This window comes from Aeromicrobium halocynthiae (assembly GCF_039531385.1).
Taxonomy (GTDB): Bacteria; Actinomycetota; Actinomycetes; order Propionibacteriales; family Nocardioidaceae; genus Aeromicrobium; species Aeromicrobium halocynthiae.
Map to the genome: position 1 here is coordinate 212,674 of NZ_BAAAPY010000001.1, position 14,795 is coordinate 227,468.

11 protein-coding genes and 3 pseudogenes are annotated in these 14,795 nt (G+C 71.9%); 9 read left to right on the top strand and 5 right to left on the bottom strand.

Annotation, left to right across the window (positions count from 1 at the left end; translation table 11 throughout):
* Nucleotides 1-5: 5 nt before the first annotated feature.
* Both ABD213_RS15050 and ABD213_RS15055 read left to right on the top strand, forming a co-directional pair.
* Nucleotides 6-383, top strand: a pseudogene (locus ABD213_RS15050) (alpha/beta hydrolase); the annotation flags it as partial.
* Nucleotides 384-396: 13 nt separating this feature from the next.
* Nucleotides 397-855: pseudogene (locus ABD213_RS15055) on the top strand (alpha/beta hydrolase fold domain-containing protein); the annotation flags it as partial.
* Here the strand turns inward: ABD213_RS15055 and ABD213_RS00965 are convergent.
* Nucleotides 843-2,069: an MFS transporter gene (locus ABD213_RS00965; protein ID WP_344323214.1), complete on the bottom strand. Its 1,227-nt coding sequence runs from the start codon at nucleotides 2,067-2,069 to the stop codon at nucleotides 843-845. The pseudogene ABD213_RS15055 and the gene ABD213_RS00965 overlap by 13 nt on opposite strands.
* Nucleotides 2,015-2,428, bottom strand: coding sequence for a DoxX family protein (locus tag ABD213_RS00970; RefSeq protein WP_344323216.1), 414 nt, complete (start codon nucleotides 2,426-2,428; stop codon nucleotides 2,015-2,017). Before ABD213_RS00970 ends, ABD213_RS00965 begins: the two co-directional genes overlap by 55 nt.
* 54 nt (nucleotides 2,429-2,482) lie before the next feature.
* Here ABD213_RS00970 and ABD213_RS00975 point away from each other — a divergent pair, with 54 nt between their 5' ends.
* Together ABD213_RS00975 and ABD213_RS00980 are read left to right on the top strand one after the other, a co-directional pair.
* Entirely contained in the window at nucleotides 2,483-3,301 is an 819-nt protein-coding gene (locus tag ABD213_RS00975) for an alpha/beta fold hydrolase (RefSeq protein WP_344323218.1), read from the top strand.
* A 97-nt stretch (nucleotides 3,302-3,398) separates the two neighbouring features.
* Nucleotides 3,399-5,753 carry an ATP-binding cassette domain-containing protein gene (locus ABD213_RS00980; RefSeq protein WP_344323220.1) on the top strand — a complete coding sequence of 785 codons (2,355 nt, stop codon included), beginning with the start codon at nucleotides 3,399-3,401 and terminating at the stop codon, nucleotides 5,751-5,753.
* Between the two features lie 13 nt (nucleotides 5,754-5,766).
* Here ABD213_RS00980 and ABD213_RS00985 read toward each other — a convergent pair whose 3' ends face one another.
* On the bottom strand, nucleotides 5,767-7,518 hold the full coding sequence (locus ABD213_RS00985; protein WP_344323222.1) for a GNAT family N-acetyltransferase: 1,752 nt from the start codon (nucleotides 7,516-7,518) through the stop codon (nucleotides 5,767-5,769).
* A 107-nt stretch (nucleotides 7,519-7,625) separates the two neighbouring features.
* On the opposite strand from ABD213_RS00985, the gene ABD213_RS00990 reads away from it, so the two are divergent.
* Nucleotides 7,626-8,414, top strand: coding sequence for an alpha/beta fold hydrolase (locus ABD213_RS00990; protein WP_344323224.1), 789 nt, complete (start codon nucleotides 7,626-7,628; stop codon nucleotides 8,412-8,414).
* On the opposite strand, the gene ABD213_RS00995 is transcribed toward ABD213_RS00990, so the two are convergent.
* A complete protein-coding gene (locus ABD213_RS00995) occupies nucleotides 8,411-9,103 on the bottom strand; it encodes an aspartate/glutamate racemase family protein (protein ID WP_344323226.1) in 693 nt (230 codons plus the stop codon). The genes ABD213_RS00990 and ABD213_RS00995 overlap by 4 nt on opposite strands.
* 91 nt (nucleotides 9,104-9,194) lie before the next feature.
* Nucleotides 9,195-9,956: pseudogene (locus ABD213_RS15060) on the bottom strand (EamA family transporter); the annotation flags it as partial.
* 42 nt (nucleotides 9,957-9,998) lie between these two features.
* On the opposite strand from ABD213_RS15060, the gene ABD213_RS01005 reads away from it, so the two are divergent.
* From ABD213_RS01005 to ABD213_RS01020, 4 genes are all read left to right on the top strand, one after another.
* Nucleotides 9,999-10,487 (top strand): MarR family winged helix-turn-helix transcriptional regulator, encoded by a 489-nt coding sequence (locus ABD213_RS01005; RefSeq protein WP_344323230.1) that lies wholly within the window; start codon nucleotides 9,999-10,001, stop codon nucleotides 10,485-10,487.
* Nucleotides 10,488-10,763: 276 nt separating this feature from the next.
* Nucleotides 10,764-11,486 (top strand): MIP/aquaporin family protein, encoded by a 723-nt coding sequence (locus tag ABD213_RS01010; RefSeq protein WP_344323233.1) that lies wholly within the window; start codon nucleotides 10,764-10,766, stop codon nucleotides 11,484-11,486.
* A gap of 47 nt (nucleotides 11,487-11,533) precedes the next feature.
* Nucleotides 11,534-13,054: a glycerol kinase GlpK gene (glpK, locus tag ABD213_RS01015; RefSeq protein ID WP_344323235.1), complete on the top strand. Its 1,521-nt coding sequence runs from the start codon at nucleotides 11,534-11,536 to the stop codon at nucleotides 13,052-13,054.
* 53 nt (nucleotides 13,055-13,107) lie between these two features.
* Entirely contained in the window at nucleotides 13,108-14,718 is a 1,611-nt protein-coding gene (locus ABD213_RS01020; RefSeq protein WP_344323238.1) for an NAD(P)/FAD-dependent oxidoreductase, read from the top strand.
* The last annotated feature ends 77 nt before the right edge of the window (nucleotides 14,719-14,795 follow it).

A 14,795-nucleotide genomic window follows, 5' to 3' on the forward strand; every position in this document is an offset into this window, starting at 1 on the left:
GGTTGATGGGCCGCAGCGCCGCGCTGACGGTCCGCTACGGCGAGCGACTGCGCCATGCCGGGGACGGCCTCGAGGAGCCGCAGGCGGTGCACGTCCCGACACGTCGCGGCACGATCCCCGCCGAGCTCTACCGGCCCGCGGCCCCGGAGGATCCCCCGCCCGTGCTCGTGCACCTGCACGGCGGCGCCTTCGTCATGCGACATCCCCGCATGGACGACTTCTGGTGCCGGTTCGTCGCCGCCACGACCGGCGTCGCCGTGCTCAACGTCGACTACGAGGTCGCCCCCCGCCGTCGTTACCCCGTCGCGCACGAGCAGAGCCACGACGCCGTCGCCTGGGCCCAGGCCGAAGGCTCGTCCCTCGGGCTCGACGGCTCCCGGCTGGGCGGTCTCGGGATTCAGCGCCGGGGGCAACCTGGCAGCGTCGGCCTGCCTGCGCGCCAGGGACGAGGGGTCCTTCGAGGCACGATTCCAGCTGCTCGGCGTCCCGTCGGTCGACGTGTCGACCGCGGACAAGCGGGCGGTGGTCGGCCGCTCGATGATCACGCCCGGGACCATCTCCCTCGTGCGCAAGACGTACTTCAGGGACGCCGCGCGGCGTGTCGAGCCCTATGCCTCACCCCTGCTCGCGCCCTCCCTCGACTCGCTGCCGCCCGCGATGGTCATCACGGCCGAGCGCGACGCGCTACGGGCCGAGGGGGACGCCTATGCCGCATCGCTGGCCGCGGAGGGCGTGGACGTGGACCACGTGGTCGTCGCCGGGCGGGACCACTACTTCCTCGACGGGCGCGACCCACGGCACGACCGTGCCCTGATGGACCGGATGGCGGCAGCAGTCGCCCATCACCTGCGCTGAGCGAGGGGTCGCGCGGCCGTCACGACGAGGGCGGACGGGACGAGCAGGACCGCCACGACGAGCAGGGCGTCGAGCGTGCCGACCCGGTCCGCCACGAACCCGAGCAGCGGAGGCCCCGCGAGGAACGCGGTGTAGCCGATCGTCGAGACGACGCTGACGCGCGCCGCGGCCCGCTCCGGGTCGTCGGCCGCAGCGCTCATGCCCACGGGGAACCCGAGCGACGCCCCCAGGCCCCAGACCGCGGCACCACCGACGGCGATCCACGGCGAGCCACCCAGGACGACGAGCAGCACCCCCACCCCGGCCGCGGCCATCGTGGACCACAGCAGCGCCGGACGCCCGAACCGGTCCAGCAGGACGGGCCCGACGAGCCGGCCGACCGTCATCGCCGAGACGAACACGGCGAACCCCGCGACGCCGGCCCACTCGGGCAGGGCGTAGCCGTCGATGAGCGCGACGGCCAGCCAGTCGTTCGCCGTGCCCTCGGTGAGGGCGAGGGCGAGGACCATGAGACCGAGCATCAAGGTCCGCGGCTCCGTCCACGCCTCGAGCAGGCCCCCGGGCCGCTCGCCGGCGGCCCGCTCGGGAGCCGTGGTGAAGCCCCGCGCCCCGAGCACGGCGACGACGCCGGCCAGGAGTCCGGCGGCTCCGAGGTGCAGGATCACCGCGAGACCGGCCCACGCCGCGCCCGCCCCGGCGAGGGCGCCGAGGACGGTGCCCAGGCTGAACCCGGCGTGGAAGCGCGGCATGATCGTTCGTCCGAGTGCCTGCTCGACCCGGGCGCCCTCGAGGTTCATCGCGACGTCCCAGATGCCGACCCCGAAGCCGGTGACGGCGAGCGACGCCGCGACGGCGTGCCAGGAACCCCACTGCTCGGCCCCGAGCGCCACGCCGAGGACACCGACCGCGACCAGACCCGCTCCGGCGCGGACCACGGCCGGGGCGCCCCGCCACTGCACGAGTCGGCCCGCGGTCGGCAGCCCGAGCAGGGACCCGACGGACAGGGCGAGCAGGAGCAGGCCCAGCTCACCGGACTGGAGGCCGAGCAGCTCACGCACGGCAGGGATGCGCGAGACCCAGGACGCGAAGGCGAAGCCGTTGGCGGTGAAGACGACGGCGACGGCGACCCGGGCCCGATCGTCGTCCAGCGTCGGGGCGTTCAGGAGGCGACCGATCGACGTGCGCGCAGTGCCTGCCAGGCTCCGGTGCACCACAGTGCCCAGGCGACGAGCAGCGGCTGGAAGAACAACCGCGTGAGGCGTGCGGCGTCGGTGTCGAGCCCGAAGGCGTCGCGACCCTCGACGTACTGCGCCACGTTGCCGGGGAAGACGGCGACGAACAGACCCGCCACCAGCCAACCGACGAGGGCGCGGTGCCGGGGCAGCAGGAGCAGGGCGAGTCCGAGCACGATCTCGACCACGCCGGAGAGCCAGACGACGACGTCGACGTCGACCGGGATCCACGGTGGGACCTGGGCCTGGAAGTCCGCGAGGTTCCAGAAGTGCGCCGACCCGGCGAACACCAGGAAGGCGGCGAGGACCCAGCGTGCCGCGGTGCGAGCTCTCTCGTGCATGGCACGAGCATGCCAGCGGCGCCCGACGTCGACAGCACCCCTACGCTGGCGACCATGGCGGAGGACGTGCGGCTGCACACGACGCGGGTCGGCGACGACGGCGAGCGCGTGGTCTTCCTGCACGGTCTGTTCGGTCAGGGCAAGAACTTCACGCAGGCTGCCAAGGCACTGCAACCGCAGTTCCAGTCCCTGCTGGTCGACCTGCCGAACCACGGCCGATCGGGCTGGACGGACCGGTTCGACTACGCCGAGGCGGCCGACGCGGTCGCCGCGACCGTGCGGGCGTCGTACGCCACCGACGGACGCGTGCACCTGGTCGGGCACTCCATGGGTGGCAAGACCGCCATGGTGCTGGCCTTGCGCCACCCTGACCTCGTCGACCGGCTGGTCGTCGTCGACATCTCGCCGTCCCCCACCCGCGACTCCGGCGACGACACCGGCCGCGGGACCGGCGAGTTCGAGCACCTGCTCGGCGCCCTCGCGTCCGTCGACCTCGCCGCCGTGACGCGCCGTGGCGAGGCCGACGAGCTGCTCGTCGAGAAGATCCCCAACCCGACGACGCGCGGCTTCCTGCTGCAGAACCTCCGCCAGGGCGACGACGGCTACCGGTGGCAGGCCAACCTCGACCTCCTGCGCCGGGACCTCGGCGTCATCGGTGACTGGCCGGCGACCGACGAGGTCTTCGACCGTCCCGTGCTGTGGATGGCGGGGGAGCACTCGGACTACGTGGGCGAGGCCGACGAGGACCGCATGCGCCGTCTCTTCCCGCGCACCCGCCTGCTCACGGTGAAGGGTGCCGGCCACTGGGTCCACTCCGAGAAGCCGGAGGCGTTCGTGTCGGCGTTGCGCGTGTTCCTCTCGGCCGACGGCTGAGCGCGAGGATCGGTCGCCGGCGCTGGACAGCGCTCCCCGTTGACCGCCAGCATGGGCCCGACGACCGCCGGGCCGTCGCGAGCGAGAGGCACGTCCCATGACGCACGATGCCGACGACCACGACCTGATCCGCGTGCGCGGAGCGCGCGAGCACAACCTGCGCGACGTCGACGTCGACCTGCCGAAGCGCCGGCTGACCGTCTTCACGGGGGTCTCGGGATCGGGCAAGAGCTCGCTCGTGTTCGGCACGATCGCCGCGGAGTCGCAGCGGCTCATCAACGAGACCTACAGCGCCTTCCTGCAGGGCTTCATGGGTTCTCCGTCGCGTCCCGACGTCGACGTGCTCGAGGGGCTGACGACGGCGATCGTCGTCGACCAGGAACGCCTCGGCGCCAACCCACGATCGACCGTCGGCACCGTCACCGACGCCTATGCGATGCTGCGGATCCTGTTCAGCCGGCTCGGGGAGCCGTACGTCGGCCCGCAGACCGCGTTCTCCTTCAACGTCCCCACCCGCCGCGCCAGTGGGGTCATGACGACCGAGAAGGGCGGCCGCGTCGAGAAGCGCGTCGCCAAGGGGGAGGTCTACCTCGGCGGCATGTGCCCTCGGTGCGAGGGCACAGGCACGGTCAAGGACTTCGACCTCACGGCGATCTACGACGCCGACAAGTCCCTGGCCGACGGCGCCCTGCTGGTCCCCGGCTACAGCATGGACGGCTGGTACGGCCGCATCTTCAGCGGTGCCGGACTGCCGATGACCACGCCCGTCGGGCAGTTCACCGACGAGCAGAGAGAGCTGCTGCTGCGCGGCGAGCCGCGCAAGATCGACGTCGACGGCACCAACCTGACGTACGAGGGCGTGCTGACGAAGGTCCAGAAGTCGATGCTCAGCAAGGACCTCGAGGCGATGCAGCCGCACGTGCGCCGCTTCGTGGAGCGGGCCGTCACGTTCACCCCGTGCCCCGAGTGCGGCGGGACGCGACTGACCCGGGCGGCACTGTCGTGCCGGATCGACGGCAGGAACATCGCCGAGGTCGCAGCCCTGCAGATCACCGACCTCGCCGACTGGGTACGCGGCCTGGACCTGAGGGGCGTGGGTCCGCTGCGCGAGACGCTGCAGCACACGCTCGACTCGTTCGTCTCGCTCGGTCTGGGCTACCTCAGCCTGGACCGAGCGTCGGGGACGCTCTCGGGCGGGGAGTCGCAGCGCATCAAGATGCTGCGCCACCTCGGCTCGGCCCTCACCGACGTCACCTACGTCTTCGACGAGCCGACCATCGGCCTGCACCCGCACGACATCGAGCGGATGAACGCCCTGCTGCTGCGGCTGCGCGACAAGGGCAACACCGTGCTCGTCGTCGAGCACAAGCCGGAGACGATCGCGATCGCCGACCACGTCGTCGACCTCGGTCCAGGAGCCGGCGGGGCCGGGGGAGAGGTGGTGTTCGAGGGTGACGTCGAGGCGCTGCACTCGGCCGAGACGCTGACCGGTCGGCACCTGCACTACCGGGCGCGGCTGAAGGACGAGGTCCGCGAGCCGACCGGGGTGATCGAGATCAGGGGAGCGACCACCCACAACCTGCACGACGTCGACGTCGACGTCCCGCGGGGCGTGCTGACGGTCGTCACCGGGGTCGCCGGGTCCGGCAAGAGCTCGCTGATCCACGGCTCCGTCGCCGGCCGTGACGACACCGTCGCCATCGACCAGGGGCCCATCAAGGGGTCGCGCCGCAGCAATCCCGCCACCTACTCCGGCGTCCTCGAACCCGTCCGCAAGGCTTTCGCCAAGGCCAACGGCGTCAAGCCCGGGCTGTTCTCGGCGAACTCCGAGGGCGCCTGCCCGACGTGCAGCGGCAACGGCGTCGTCTTCACCGAGCTCGGCTTCATGGACACCGTCTCCAGCCCCTGCGAGGAGTGCGAGGGACGGCGGTTCCAGGCCTCGGTGCTGGAGTACACGCTCGGCGGGAAGGACATCAGCGAGGTGTTCGAGATGTCCGTCGCCGAGGCGGCCGCGTTCTTCGCCGACGACGAGGCGCGCGTCCCGGCGGCGCAGCGCGTGCTGGACCGGCTCGTCGACGTGGGACTGGGCTACATCACGCTCGGTCAGCCGCTGACGTCGCTGTCGGGTGGGGAGCGCCAACGGCTCAAGCTCGCCGCGCAGATGGGCGAGAACGCCGAGGTCTACGTCCTCGACGAGCCCACCACCGGCTTGCACCTCGCCGACGTCGAGAACCTGCTCGCCCTGCTCGACCGGCTCGTCGACTCCGGCGTGACGGTCCTCGTCATCGAGCACCACCAGGCCGTCATGGCGCACGCGGACTGGATCATCGACCTCGGCCCGGGAGCTGGGCACGAGGGCGGCCGGGTGGTCTTCGAGGGCACACCGGCCGACCTGGTCGCGTCGGCGTCGACGCTGACCGGCCAGCACCTCGCGCGGTACGTCGGCCGGTGACCAGCGGGACGGGTCAGAGCGTCCGCTTCAGCCCGACGTGCGTCGCCTCGTACCCGTGGCGGGCGTAGAAGCGGCGCGCCTCGGGACGCTCGACGTCGGTCGTGAGCTGCGCGAGCCGGGCCCCGCGGGCCCGTCCGTGCTCGTGGGCCCACTCGAGCAGCGCCGACCCGAGGCCCCGTCCCCGCCGGTGGCGGTCGACGCGGACACCCTCGATCTGCAGCCGGGTCGCGCCGCCGCGCGAGAGCCCAGGGACGATGCTGAGCTGAGCGGTCGCCACGACCTCCTCGCCATCGCGCACGACGGCGAGGAACTGCGAGGAGTCGCGACTGATCGCGTCGAAGGCCTCCTCGTAGTCACGCAGGTCGAGGCTCTCGCGCGTGGCACCGATCGGGTCGTCGGCGAGCAGACGGGCGATCGTGGCGACGTCGGTCCGCTCCGCCCTGTCCACGAGCATCTCCACCCCGGCGACGGTGATCTCGGCGCCGGCACGGCGGGCCTGTCGACGCAGGCCGTGCACGACGGCGTCGAGCCAGGAACGGACCGACGCTCTCGCCGTGGTGGTGTCGGGATAGCGGCAGCGCAGGCGCATGCCGTCCTCGTCGAGGACGAACCACACCATGACGCCGTCGGTCCGACCCGCGGCGCTGACGTACTGTGCCTGCATGCCGAGGTGGTCAATCCGGACGGGCAGGCGTCGCAGGTCGAGCCAGGAGATCGCGAACATCCCCGGCGCCTGCGGCATGCCGCCCCAGGGGGCGAGGACGTCCTCCAACGGGTAGGAACCGAGCCGGACGGCCTCCTTGATCGCGGCGGCGCACGCCGCAGGGGAGGCGTCGGCGCTGTCGACGACGCTGTTGGTGATGAACCAGCCGACGCTGTCGTGCCACCGCTCGTCGTAGCGGCTGTGCACCGGGAAGACGGCCCGCAGCCCGGTCCCGGCGAGGTCGGCCGTCGCGGCCGTCATCACCGAGGTGGTGAGCGCGAGGGTGGAGACGCCGAGCTCGCGGGCCCGACGCGAGAGGGCGGCGCTCGCGTCGACGTCGAGCACGTCACGCAGCTCGACCCGTTCGGGCACGGGGTCCTCGAGGTCGCCGAGCGGCAGTGGGAACCGCGGCATCACGTCACCGGCGTCGCGCAGGACCTCCCGCCAGCGTGCACGGACGTCCTCGGGTGCCCTGGGTCGCTCCCGCAGCGCGACCGTGTGGTCGGCGAAGGCCGGCACCGGACGCTCGTCGAGCCGCCCGTCCAGTGCTGCTCGGAGGTCACGGGCGACGACCAGGAGCGACCACATGTCGACGTGGGAGTGGTCGGCGGCGATCACGACGGTCGCCTCGTCGGCCCCCTGGACCACGCACAACCGGTGCGCGGGACGCGAGTACGGGGTGCAGTGGGTGTCGAGGATGGAGCGCACGGCGTCGCTGAGCCGGGCCCCGGGCGCCGTCTCGTGCTCGACCCATCGCCCGAGCCCGAGCGTCACGGCTCGCAGACGAGGGTCCGTTCCCGGCTGCTCGGCGGGCTCGAAGACGCTGCATAGCGTCCCGTGGCGCTCGACGACGCGACGCCACGCGGTAGCGAGGGCGTCGAGGTCGTCGACGTCCCACCGCAGCGTGATGGCCATCCAGGAGCCCGGACGCTCGCCGGCAGCCACGTGACGGCGCTGGTCGAAGGAGACGGGCAGCTCATCGGCGGTCGAGGAGACCTGGAGCTCGTAGCCGAGCACCCGGCCGAACGGCAGTCGCAGGTGAGCCACGTGGGTGAGCCGCATGCCGATCACCCTAGGCGTGACGTGCACCGCATCGCCGTCTCGACGGTCCCGCGGGCCCGTGTCGGCTCCTAGGCTGGAGACCCAGCAGGGCGGCGACAGGAGGCGTGATGAGCGAGCGGACGAGCGTCGGCACCGACCTCGCCCACGAGCGGACCGGTCACTCGGGCCCCGTGGTGGTGGCCCTGCACGGGCTGACGTCGAGCCGGCGCCGGGAGCGCCTGATGCGCCTGGACGTCACCGAGGGCCTGGCCGGCGTGCGTCGGGTCGCCTACGACGCCCGCGGTCACGGCCGGAGCCCCGGCGTCGACGACCCCGCCGCGTACCGGTGGCCTGCGCTGGCCGAGGACCTGCTGTCCCTGCTCGACGACGTCGCGCCGTCCGAGCCGGTCCACGCCGTCGGCTCGTCGATGGGTGCGGCGACCGCGCTGCACGCCGCCGTCCGGCAGCCCTCGCGGTTCGCCTCGCTCACGCTGATGCTCCCGCCGACGGCGTGGACCACCCGTGCCACCAAGGCGGGGGAGTACGAGGCAGCCGCTGTCCTGGTCGAGACCGAGGGGGTCCAGGCGTGGGTGGATGCCGGACGCGACGTCCCCGAACCTCCCGCCGTGCGAGGGCGCCCCGAGACCGAGCCCGACGTCCTCGCCTCGATCCTGCCGTCGGTGCTGCGCGGCGCCGCCGCCTCCGACCTGCCCGACCCGGAACGGCTCGCCGCGCTCTCCATGCCCTGCCTGGTCCTCGCCTGGGTCGACGACCCGGCCCATCCGCTGGACACCGCTGACGCGCTCGCCCGTCTCCTGCCCGACGTCCGGACCCGCATCGCCAGCGAGCCCCATGACGTCCGCGGGTGGACCGACGACGTCGCTCGGTTCGTGCACGACGTCGAGTCGCGGCGCTAGCCGTCCAGGGAGTACGCGACCGCCGACGCCGCGTGCAGGCGGGTGGAGGCGAAGACCGGCAGGGGGGAGTCCTCCGGACTCACGAGCATCTCGATCTCGGTGCAGCCGAGCACGACGCCTTGCGCGCCTCGGGACGCGAGCCGCTCGATGACGGTCCGGAACGCTCGTCGCGAGTCCTCGAGGACCCTGCCGAGGATCAGCTCGTCGTAGATGACCCGGTGCACGAGATCGCGGCCGGCCTCGTCGGGCACCACGGTCGTGACGCCCCGCAGCTCCATGCGCTCGCGGTAGAACGGCTCCTCCATCGTGAACCGCGTGCCGAGCAGCGCGACGTGGTCGAGACCGGCTGCACGGACGGCGTCGCCGGTCACGTCCACGAGGTGCAGGAGCGGGATGTCGACGGCGTCCTCGATGTGCCGCGCGACCTTGTGCATCGTGTTGGTGCACAGCACGATGCAGTCCGCGCCCGCTGACGCCAGACCACGCGCCTCCGTGGCCAGGAGCTCGCCTGCCCGGTCCCAGTCGCCACTGGCCTGCAGGCCTTCGATGACCGCGAAGTCGAGGGACGCGAGGACGCACCGCGCCGAGTGCAGGCCGCCGAGCCGCTCGCGCACCCCTTCGTTGACCAGCCGGTAGTACAGGGCCGAGCTCTCCCAGCTCATCCCGCCGAGCAGTCCGATCGTGCGCATCGTCGGAGCGTACGCGCTCGCCCCTGGCTGGGAGTGCGACGGCAGCGAGGACGACGCCTGCCCCGATCACCTGGACCGGCCCGAGACGCTCTCCGGCCAGCACGACGCCCAGGACGACCCCGGTGCCGGGGTTCAGCAGGCCGACCACGCCGACACCACCGGCCGGGAGCCTGCGCAGCCCGCCGAACCAGCAGAGGTAGGCCAGCGCGGTGGCAACGACGGAGGACAACCCGACGCCGAGCACACCGGAAGCGTCGAGTCGTGGTGGAGCGCCCTCGAGCGCTGCAGCGACGGGCAGGAGGACCAGGCTCCCGATCGCCAGCTGCCACGCCGTCACGTCGAGAAGGGGCTGCTCGTCCACCCAGCGTCGTGACAACACCCCTCCCAGGCCGAACATCACCAGGGCCGACGCCGAGGCCGCAGGACCGAGGGCGGAGAGGTCCGACACGTCAGGACCCAGCATCGTGACGACACCGCCGACGCCGAGGAGCACGGCGAGGAACCAGGTTCGCGTGGGACGTTGCGCCAGCAGCCACCAGGCGAACACCCCGAGCACGAGCGGACCGAGCGCCATGACGGAGGCCGCGAGAGACGAGGGGAGGTGCTCGCCGGCGAGCTGGATGCACAGGAAGAACGCGCCCACGTTGAGGCCACCGAGCACGGCCGAGCGCCACCACCAGCGGCCGCGGGGGAGCGAGCGGCACCACAGCAGGAGGAGGACGGCCGCCGGTGTCGTCCGGAGCGCAGCACCCCACTGGGGCGAACCGGACGGCACCAGGTGGGCGATGACGAGGTAGTTCGCACCCCGGGCGACCAGTGCGACGGCGGCGACCAGCCACCACGTGACTTCCATGGAAGATACATTACCTTCCACGGAAAATGTATGGTGGGTCCCATGGTCGACCACGTGGCGGGCATCCAGGAGCAGTGGCGACGAGAGCGGCCTGACCTCGACGTCTCGCCGCTCGGCACCATCGCTCGCCTGCACCGCCTCGCCGACGACCTGCGCGAGCGGCTCGTGGCGACGTACGCCGACTTCGGGCTCGGCGAGGGTGAGTTCGACGTCCTGGCGACACTGCGCCGTCAGGGTGAGCCGTTCGAGCTGGCGCCCGGGGAGATCGCTCGGTGCACGATGGTCACGAGCGGTGCCGCGAGCAAGCGCATCGATCGTCTCGAGGCCGACGGGCTGGTCGAGCGCCGCCGCGGCAGCGACGACGGCCGACGACGTGTCATCACGCTCACGGACGCAGGACGCGAGCGGATCGACGCCGCCTTCGCCGCACACGTCGAGAACGAGCACCGACTCCTGCGAGCCCTCGACGCCGACCGTCGCGTCGCCCTCGAGGAGCTGCTGCGCCACTGGAGCCAGCAGCGCGGACTGTGAGCGTCGGCGGCAGATGAGGCCTCAGCAGCCCCTCTCCACGTCCGAGAGCATTGATCCGATAATGCACATTATGTCAACTTGAGGATCTCGACGGGAAGAGAGCACGCCCCCTTCCGACGGTCTGCGCATGGAGGACCCCCGCAGGACGTCCTGATCGAGGACCCGGCCGCGACGTGTGACCGGGGTCACGTTAGACTCCGCGAAGAGGTCCGACGTCTGTTCTCGGGGGACATCCGCGTCGCGGGTGACGAGTCCCAGGTCGGCTTCCGGGGGCCCGTGTTCACCGAGATCTTCCTACCCGAGCTGATGGGCACGGCCGTGCTCCTCCTGCTCGGCGGCGGGGTGGTGGCGAACGTCCTGCTCGCCAGGACCAGCGGCGGGGGCGGTGGTCCGCTGATGATCAACCTCGGATGGGGCCTGGCGGTCTTCGCCGGCGTCTACGTCGCCTACCGCTCCGGCGCGCACATCAACCCGGCGGTCACGGTGGGTCTCGTGGCGTCCGGCGACGACCTCGGTGGCGACACCGCGCTCAAGGTCCCGGTGTACGTGAGTGCCCAGCTCCTCGGGGCGTTCGTCGGGGCCTGCCTGGCCTGGCTGGTCTACCGTGACCAGCTCGACCATCCCGACAGCGACGCCGAGGACAAGCTCGCCGTCTTCGCCACCGGCCCACAGATCGCCCGCACGTCATCCAACCTGCTGACGGAGGTCGTCGCGACCTTCGTGCTCGTGTTCGTCATCATCGCGTTCGGGCGCACCCCGAGCGGGCTCGGCCCGCTCGCCGTCGCCCTGCTGGTCGTCAGCATCGGCGCGAGCCTCGGCGGGCCGACCGGCTACGCCATCAATCCCGCTCGCGACCTCGGCCCACGCGTCGCGCACTTCGTGCTGCCGATCGCGGGCAAGCGCGACAGCAACTGGTCGTACTCGTGGATCCCCGTCGTCGGACCCACGATCGGTGGCATCCTCGGTGGCCTGGTCGCCGCCGCCGCCAACTACGTCTGAACCGTCCACACCTGACCACCGCTCCCCCACAGAATCGAGACGAAGCAATGGCCGAGAACACCTACGTCCTTTCCATCGACCAGGGCACCACCTCGACCCGCGCGATGATCTTCGACCACTCCGGGTCGGTCGTCGCGGTCGACCAGGTCGAGCACGAGCAGATCTTCCCGCGTGCGGGGTGGGTCGAGCACAACGCGCTCGAGATCTGGACGAACACGCGTGACGTCGTCGGCGGCGCTCTCGCCAAGGCCAACTTCAACAGCAGGAACATCGCTGCCGTCGGCATCACCAACCAGCGCGAGACCGCTGTGGTGTGGGACAGGTCGAACGGCCGGCCGATCCACCACGCCATCGTCTGGCAGGACACCAGGACGCAGAAGATCGTGGACGCGCTGGCCGGCGAGGAGGGTCTGGACCGGTACAAGGAGACCGTCGGGCTCCCCCTGGCCACCTACTTCGCCGGTCCGAAGATCCGCTGGATCCTGGACAACGTCGACGGAGCCCAGGAGCGGGCCGAGGCCGGCGAGCTGCTCTGCGGGACCATGGACACGTGGGTCCTGTGGAACCTCACCGGCGGGGCGGAGAACGACGGCGTGCACGTCACCGACGTCACGAACGCCAGCCGGACCCTGCTGATGGACCTGCAGACGCTGCAGTGGGACGAGAGCATCGCCGCTGACATGGGCATCCCGCTGTCGATGCTGCCGCAGATCAGGTCCAGCTCGGAGGTCTACGGCGAGTGCAAGCCAGGGATCCTCAACGGAACGCCGGTCGCCGGCATCCTCGGTGACCAGCAGGCGGCGACGTTCGGCCAGGCGTGCCTGGCCAAGGGTGAGGCGAAGAACACCTACGGCACCGGCAACTTCATGTTGCTCAACACCGGGACCGAGGCGGTCCCGTCGCAGAACGGGCTGCTCACCACCGTCTGCTACAAGATCGGCGACGAGCCCACGGTGTACGCGCTCGAGGGCTCGATCGCCGTGACCGGATCTCTCGTGCAGTGGGTCCGTGACAACCTCGGCCTGATCTCCAGCGCCCCCGAGATCGAGGACCTCGCCAAGGAGGTCGACGACAACGGCGGCGCGTACTTCGTCCCGGCGTTCTCGGGGCTGTTCGCCCCGCACTGGCGCCCCGACGCGCGCGGCGCACTGGTCGGCCTGACCCGCTACGTCAACCGGCATCACATCGCCCGGGCCGTCCTGGAGTCCACCGCGTTCCAGACCCGGGAGGTGCTCGACGCCATGAACGCCGACTCCGGCGTCCCGCTCACCGAGCTGCGCGTCGACGGCGGCATGGTCGTCAACGAGACCCTCATGCAGTTCCAGGCCGACATCCTCGGCGTCGACGTCGTCCGGCCGAAGGTCGCCGAGACCACCGCGCTCGGCGCGGCCTACGCCGCCGGCCTCGCGGTCGGCTACTGGGAGAACGAGGACGACATCCGCACCAACTGGGGCGAGGACAAGCGCTGGACCGCGCAGATGGGCGAGGACGAGCGTGAACGGTTCTACCGCTCCTGGAAGAAGGCCGTCACCAAGACCCTCGACTGGGTCGACGAGGACGTCGACTGACAGGGTGGATCGAGACGGGTCCACGGAGCGCCGGGCCCTCCTAGGATGAGTCCATGAGCGGGCAGCCGGCCATCGTCCTCGTCGCGGGCGACCAGCGCGTCGCGGTGGAGGCGGAGTTCCGCAGCCGCTACGACCGCGACTACGCGATCCACGTGGTCGAGGACGTCGCGACGGCGGACGTCACCCTTCGGCGCCTCGCCTCGACCGAGGCCGGCGTCGCGCTCGTCGCCAGCCAGCTCGACCTGCCCGACGGCTCCGGGATCGAGGCGCTGCGCCGGGCCCTCGCCCGACGGGACTTCGACACCTTCCTCGGCATCCCCCGCGGCGAGCGCGACGAGGAGTTCCACGTCGCGGTCACCGAGCTGCTGTCGGAGTGGGGCGCCTCCGTCGCCGCGCCCGTCGTCGCGGCCGTCACCATCGTCACCGATGCCGAGACGCGCCAGGTGGCCGAGCTTCGCGACGTGTGCGCACGCATGGGGCTGCAGAGCGAGACCCACTCCCCCGACTCCGCCGTCGGCCAGCAGGTCCGGGCGCTCGCCGGCGACGACGAGCGGTACCCGATGGTGCGCTCGACCGACGGGCGCGTCATGTCGGGTGCGAGCGCGGCCACGATCACCGAGGCGATGTTCGGCACCCCGGACTCGATCCCCGAGGGCACGGTGGCCGACGTCGTGGTCGTCGGCTCCGGACCCGCGGGTCTGGCCGCGGCCATGTACGCGGCGTCCGAGGGGCTGAGCACCGTCGTCATCGAGTCCGTCGCCGTCGGCGGGCAGGCCGGGACCAGCTCCATGATCCGCAACTACCTCGGCTTCCCGCGCGGTGTCTCGGGGATGCGGCTCGCGCAGCGCGCCCGCGTGCAGGCGTCGCGGTTCGGCGCCCGGGTGTTCATCGGGCGGGCGGCCGCGCGGATCGAGCGAGGACCGGCCGACCAGCCCGAGCACCACCACGTGCACGTCGGGGACGTGCAGCTGTGCGCCCGCACCGTGGTGCTGGCGACCGGCGTCGCCTACCGGACGCTCGGCGTGCCGGCACTGGAGGAGCTCGTCGGCACGGGGGTGCACTACGGAGCGGCCACCACCGTCGCCCGCGAGATGGCCGGCCGCCGCGCCGTGGTGGTCGGTGGCGGCAACTCCGCGGGCCAGGCGGCCGTGCACCTGGCGCGCTTCGCCCGGTCGGTGAGCATCGTCGTGCGTCGCGACGACCTCGCCACGACCATGTCGGACTACCTGGTCCGGGAGATCGAGGCGACGCCGACCATCGAGGTCCGCACGCGGACCCAGGTCACCGACGGCGGTGGCGACACCTCCCTGGAGTGGCTGGAGCTGACGCAGACGGACTCCGGTGCGTCGTCGCGAGAGCCGGCCGACGGATTGTTCCTGCTCCTGGGGGCCGAGCCACGCTGCCACTGGCTGCCGCCCGAGCTCGCCCGCGACGAGCGTGGCTACCTGCTCACCGGACGCGACGTCCCTCGGCAGGCCTGGTCCGGCGGCCTCCCACCGGCGAGCCTGGAGACGACGATCCGCGGCGTGTTCGCCGTCGGCGACGTGCGCGCCGGTTCGATGAAGCGCGTCGCCTCGGCGTCCGGCGAGGGAGCGTCGGTGATCCCGCTCGTGCACGCCCACCTGGACTGGATCCGCGCACAGGAGTTCATCCCCCTCCACTGACCGCCCCAGCTGCTCGGCACGTCCGCGTGACGTGCGCACCTAGGCTGGACCCGAGGGGACGGGACGACGACGGCGAG

Excerpts from the sequence above, each read along its gene's own strand:
- ABD213_RS00970 (WP_344323216.1), bottom strand. The coding sequence starts at position 2,428 with ATGCACGAGAGAGCTCGCACCGCGGCACGCTGGGTCCTCGCCGCCTTC.
- ABD213_RS00975 (WP_344323218.1), top strand. The coding sequence starts at position 2,483 with ATGGCGGAGGACGTGCGGCTGCACACGACGCGGGTCGGCGACGACGGC.
- ABD213_RS00980 (WP_344323220.1), top strand. The coding sequence starts at position 3,399 with ATGACGCACGATGCCGACGACCACGACCTGATCCGCGTGCGCGGAGCG.
- ABD213_RS00985 (WP_344323222.1), bottom strand. The coding sequence starts at position 7,518 with ATGCGGCTCACCCACGTGGCTCACCTGCGACTGCCGTTCGGCCGGGTG.
- ABD213_RS00990 (WP_344323224.1), top strand. The coding sequence starts at position 7,626 with ATGAGCGAGCGGACGAGCGTCGGCACCGACCTCGCCCACGAGCGGACC.
- ABD213_RS00995 (WP_344323226.1), bottom strand. The coding sequence starts at position 9,103 with ATGCGCACGATCGGACTGCTCGGCGGGATGAGCTGGGAGAGCTCGGCC.
- ABD213_RS01005 (WP_344323230.1), top strand. The coding sequence starts at position 9,999 with ATGGTCGACCACGTGGCGGGCATCCAGGAGCAGTGGCGACGAGAGCGG.
- glpK (WP_344323235.1), top strand. The coding sequence starts at position 11,534 with ATGGCCGAGAACACCTACGTCCTTTCCATCGACCAGGGCACCACCTCG.
- ABD213_RS01020 (WP_344323238.1), top strand. The coding sequence starts at position 13,108 with ATGAGCGGGCAGCCGGCCATCGTCCTCGTCGCGGGCGACCAGCGCGTC.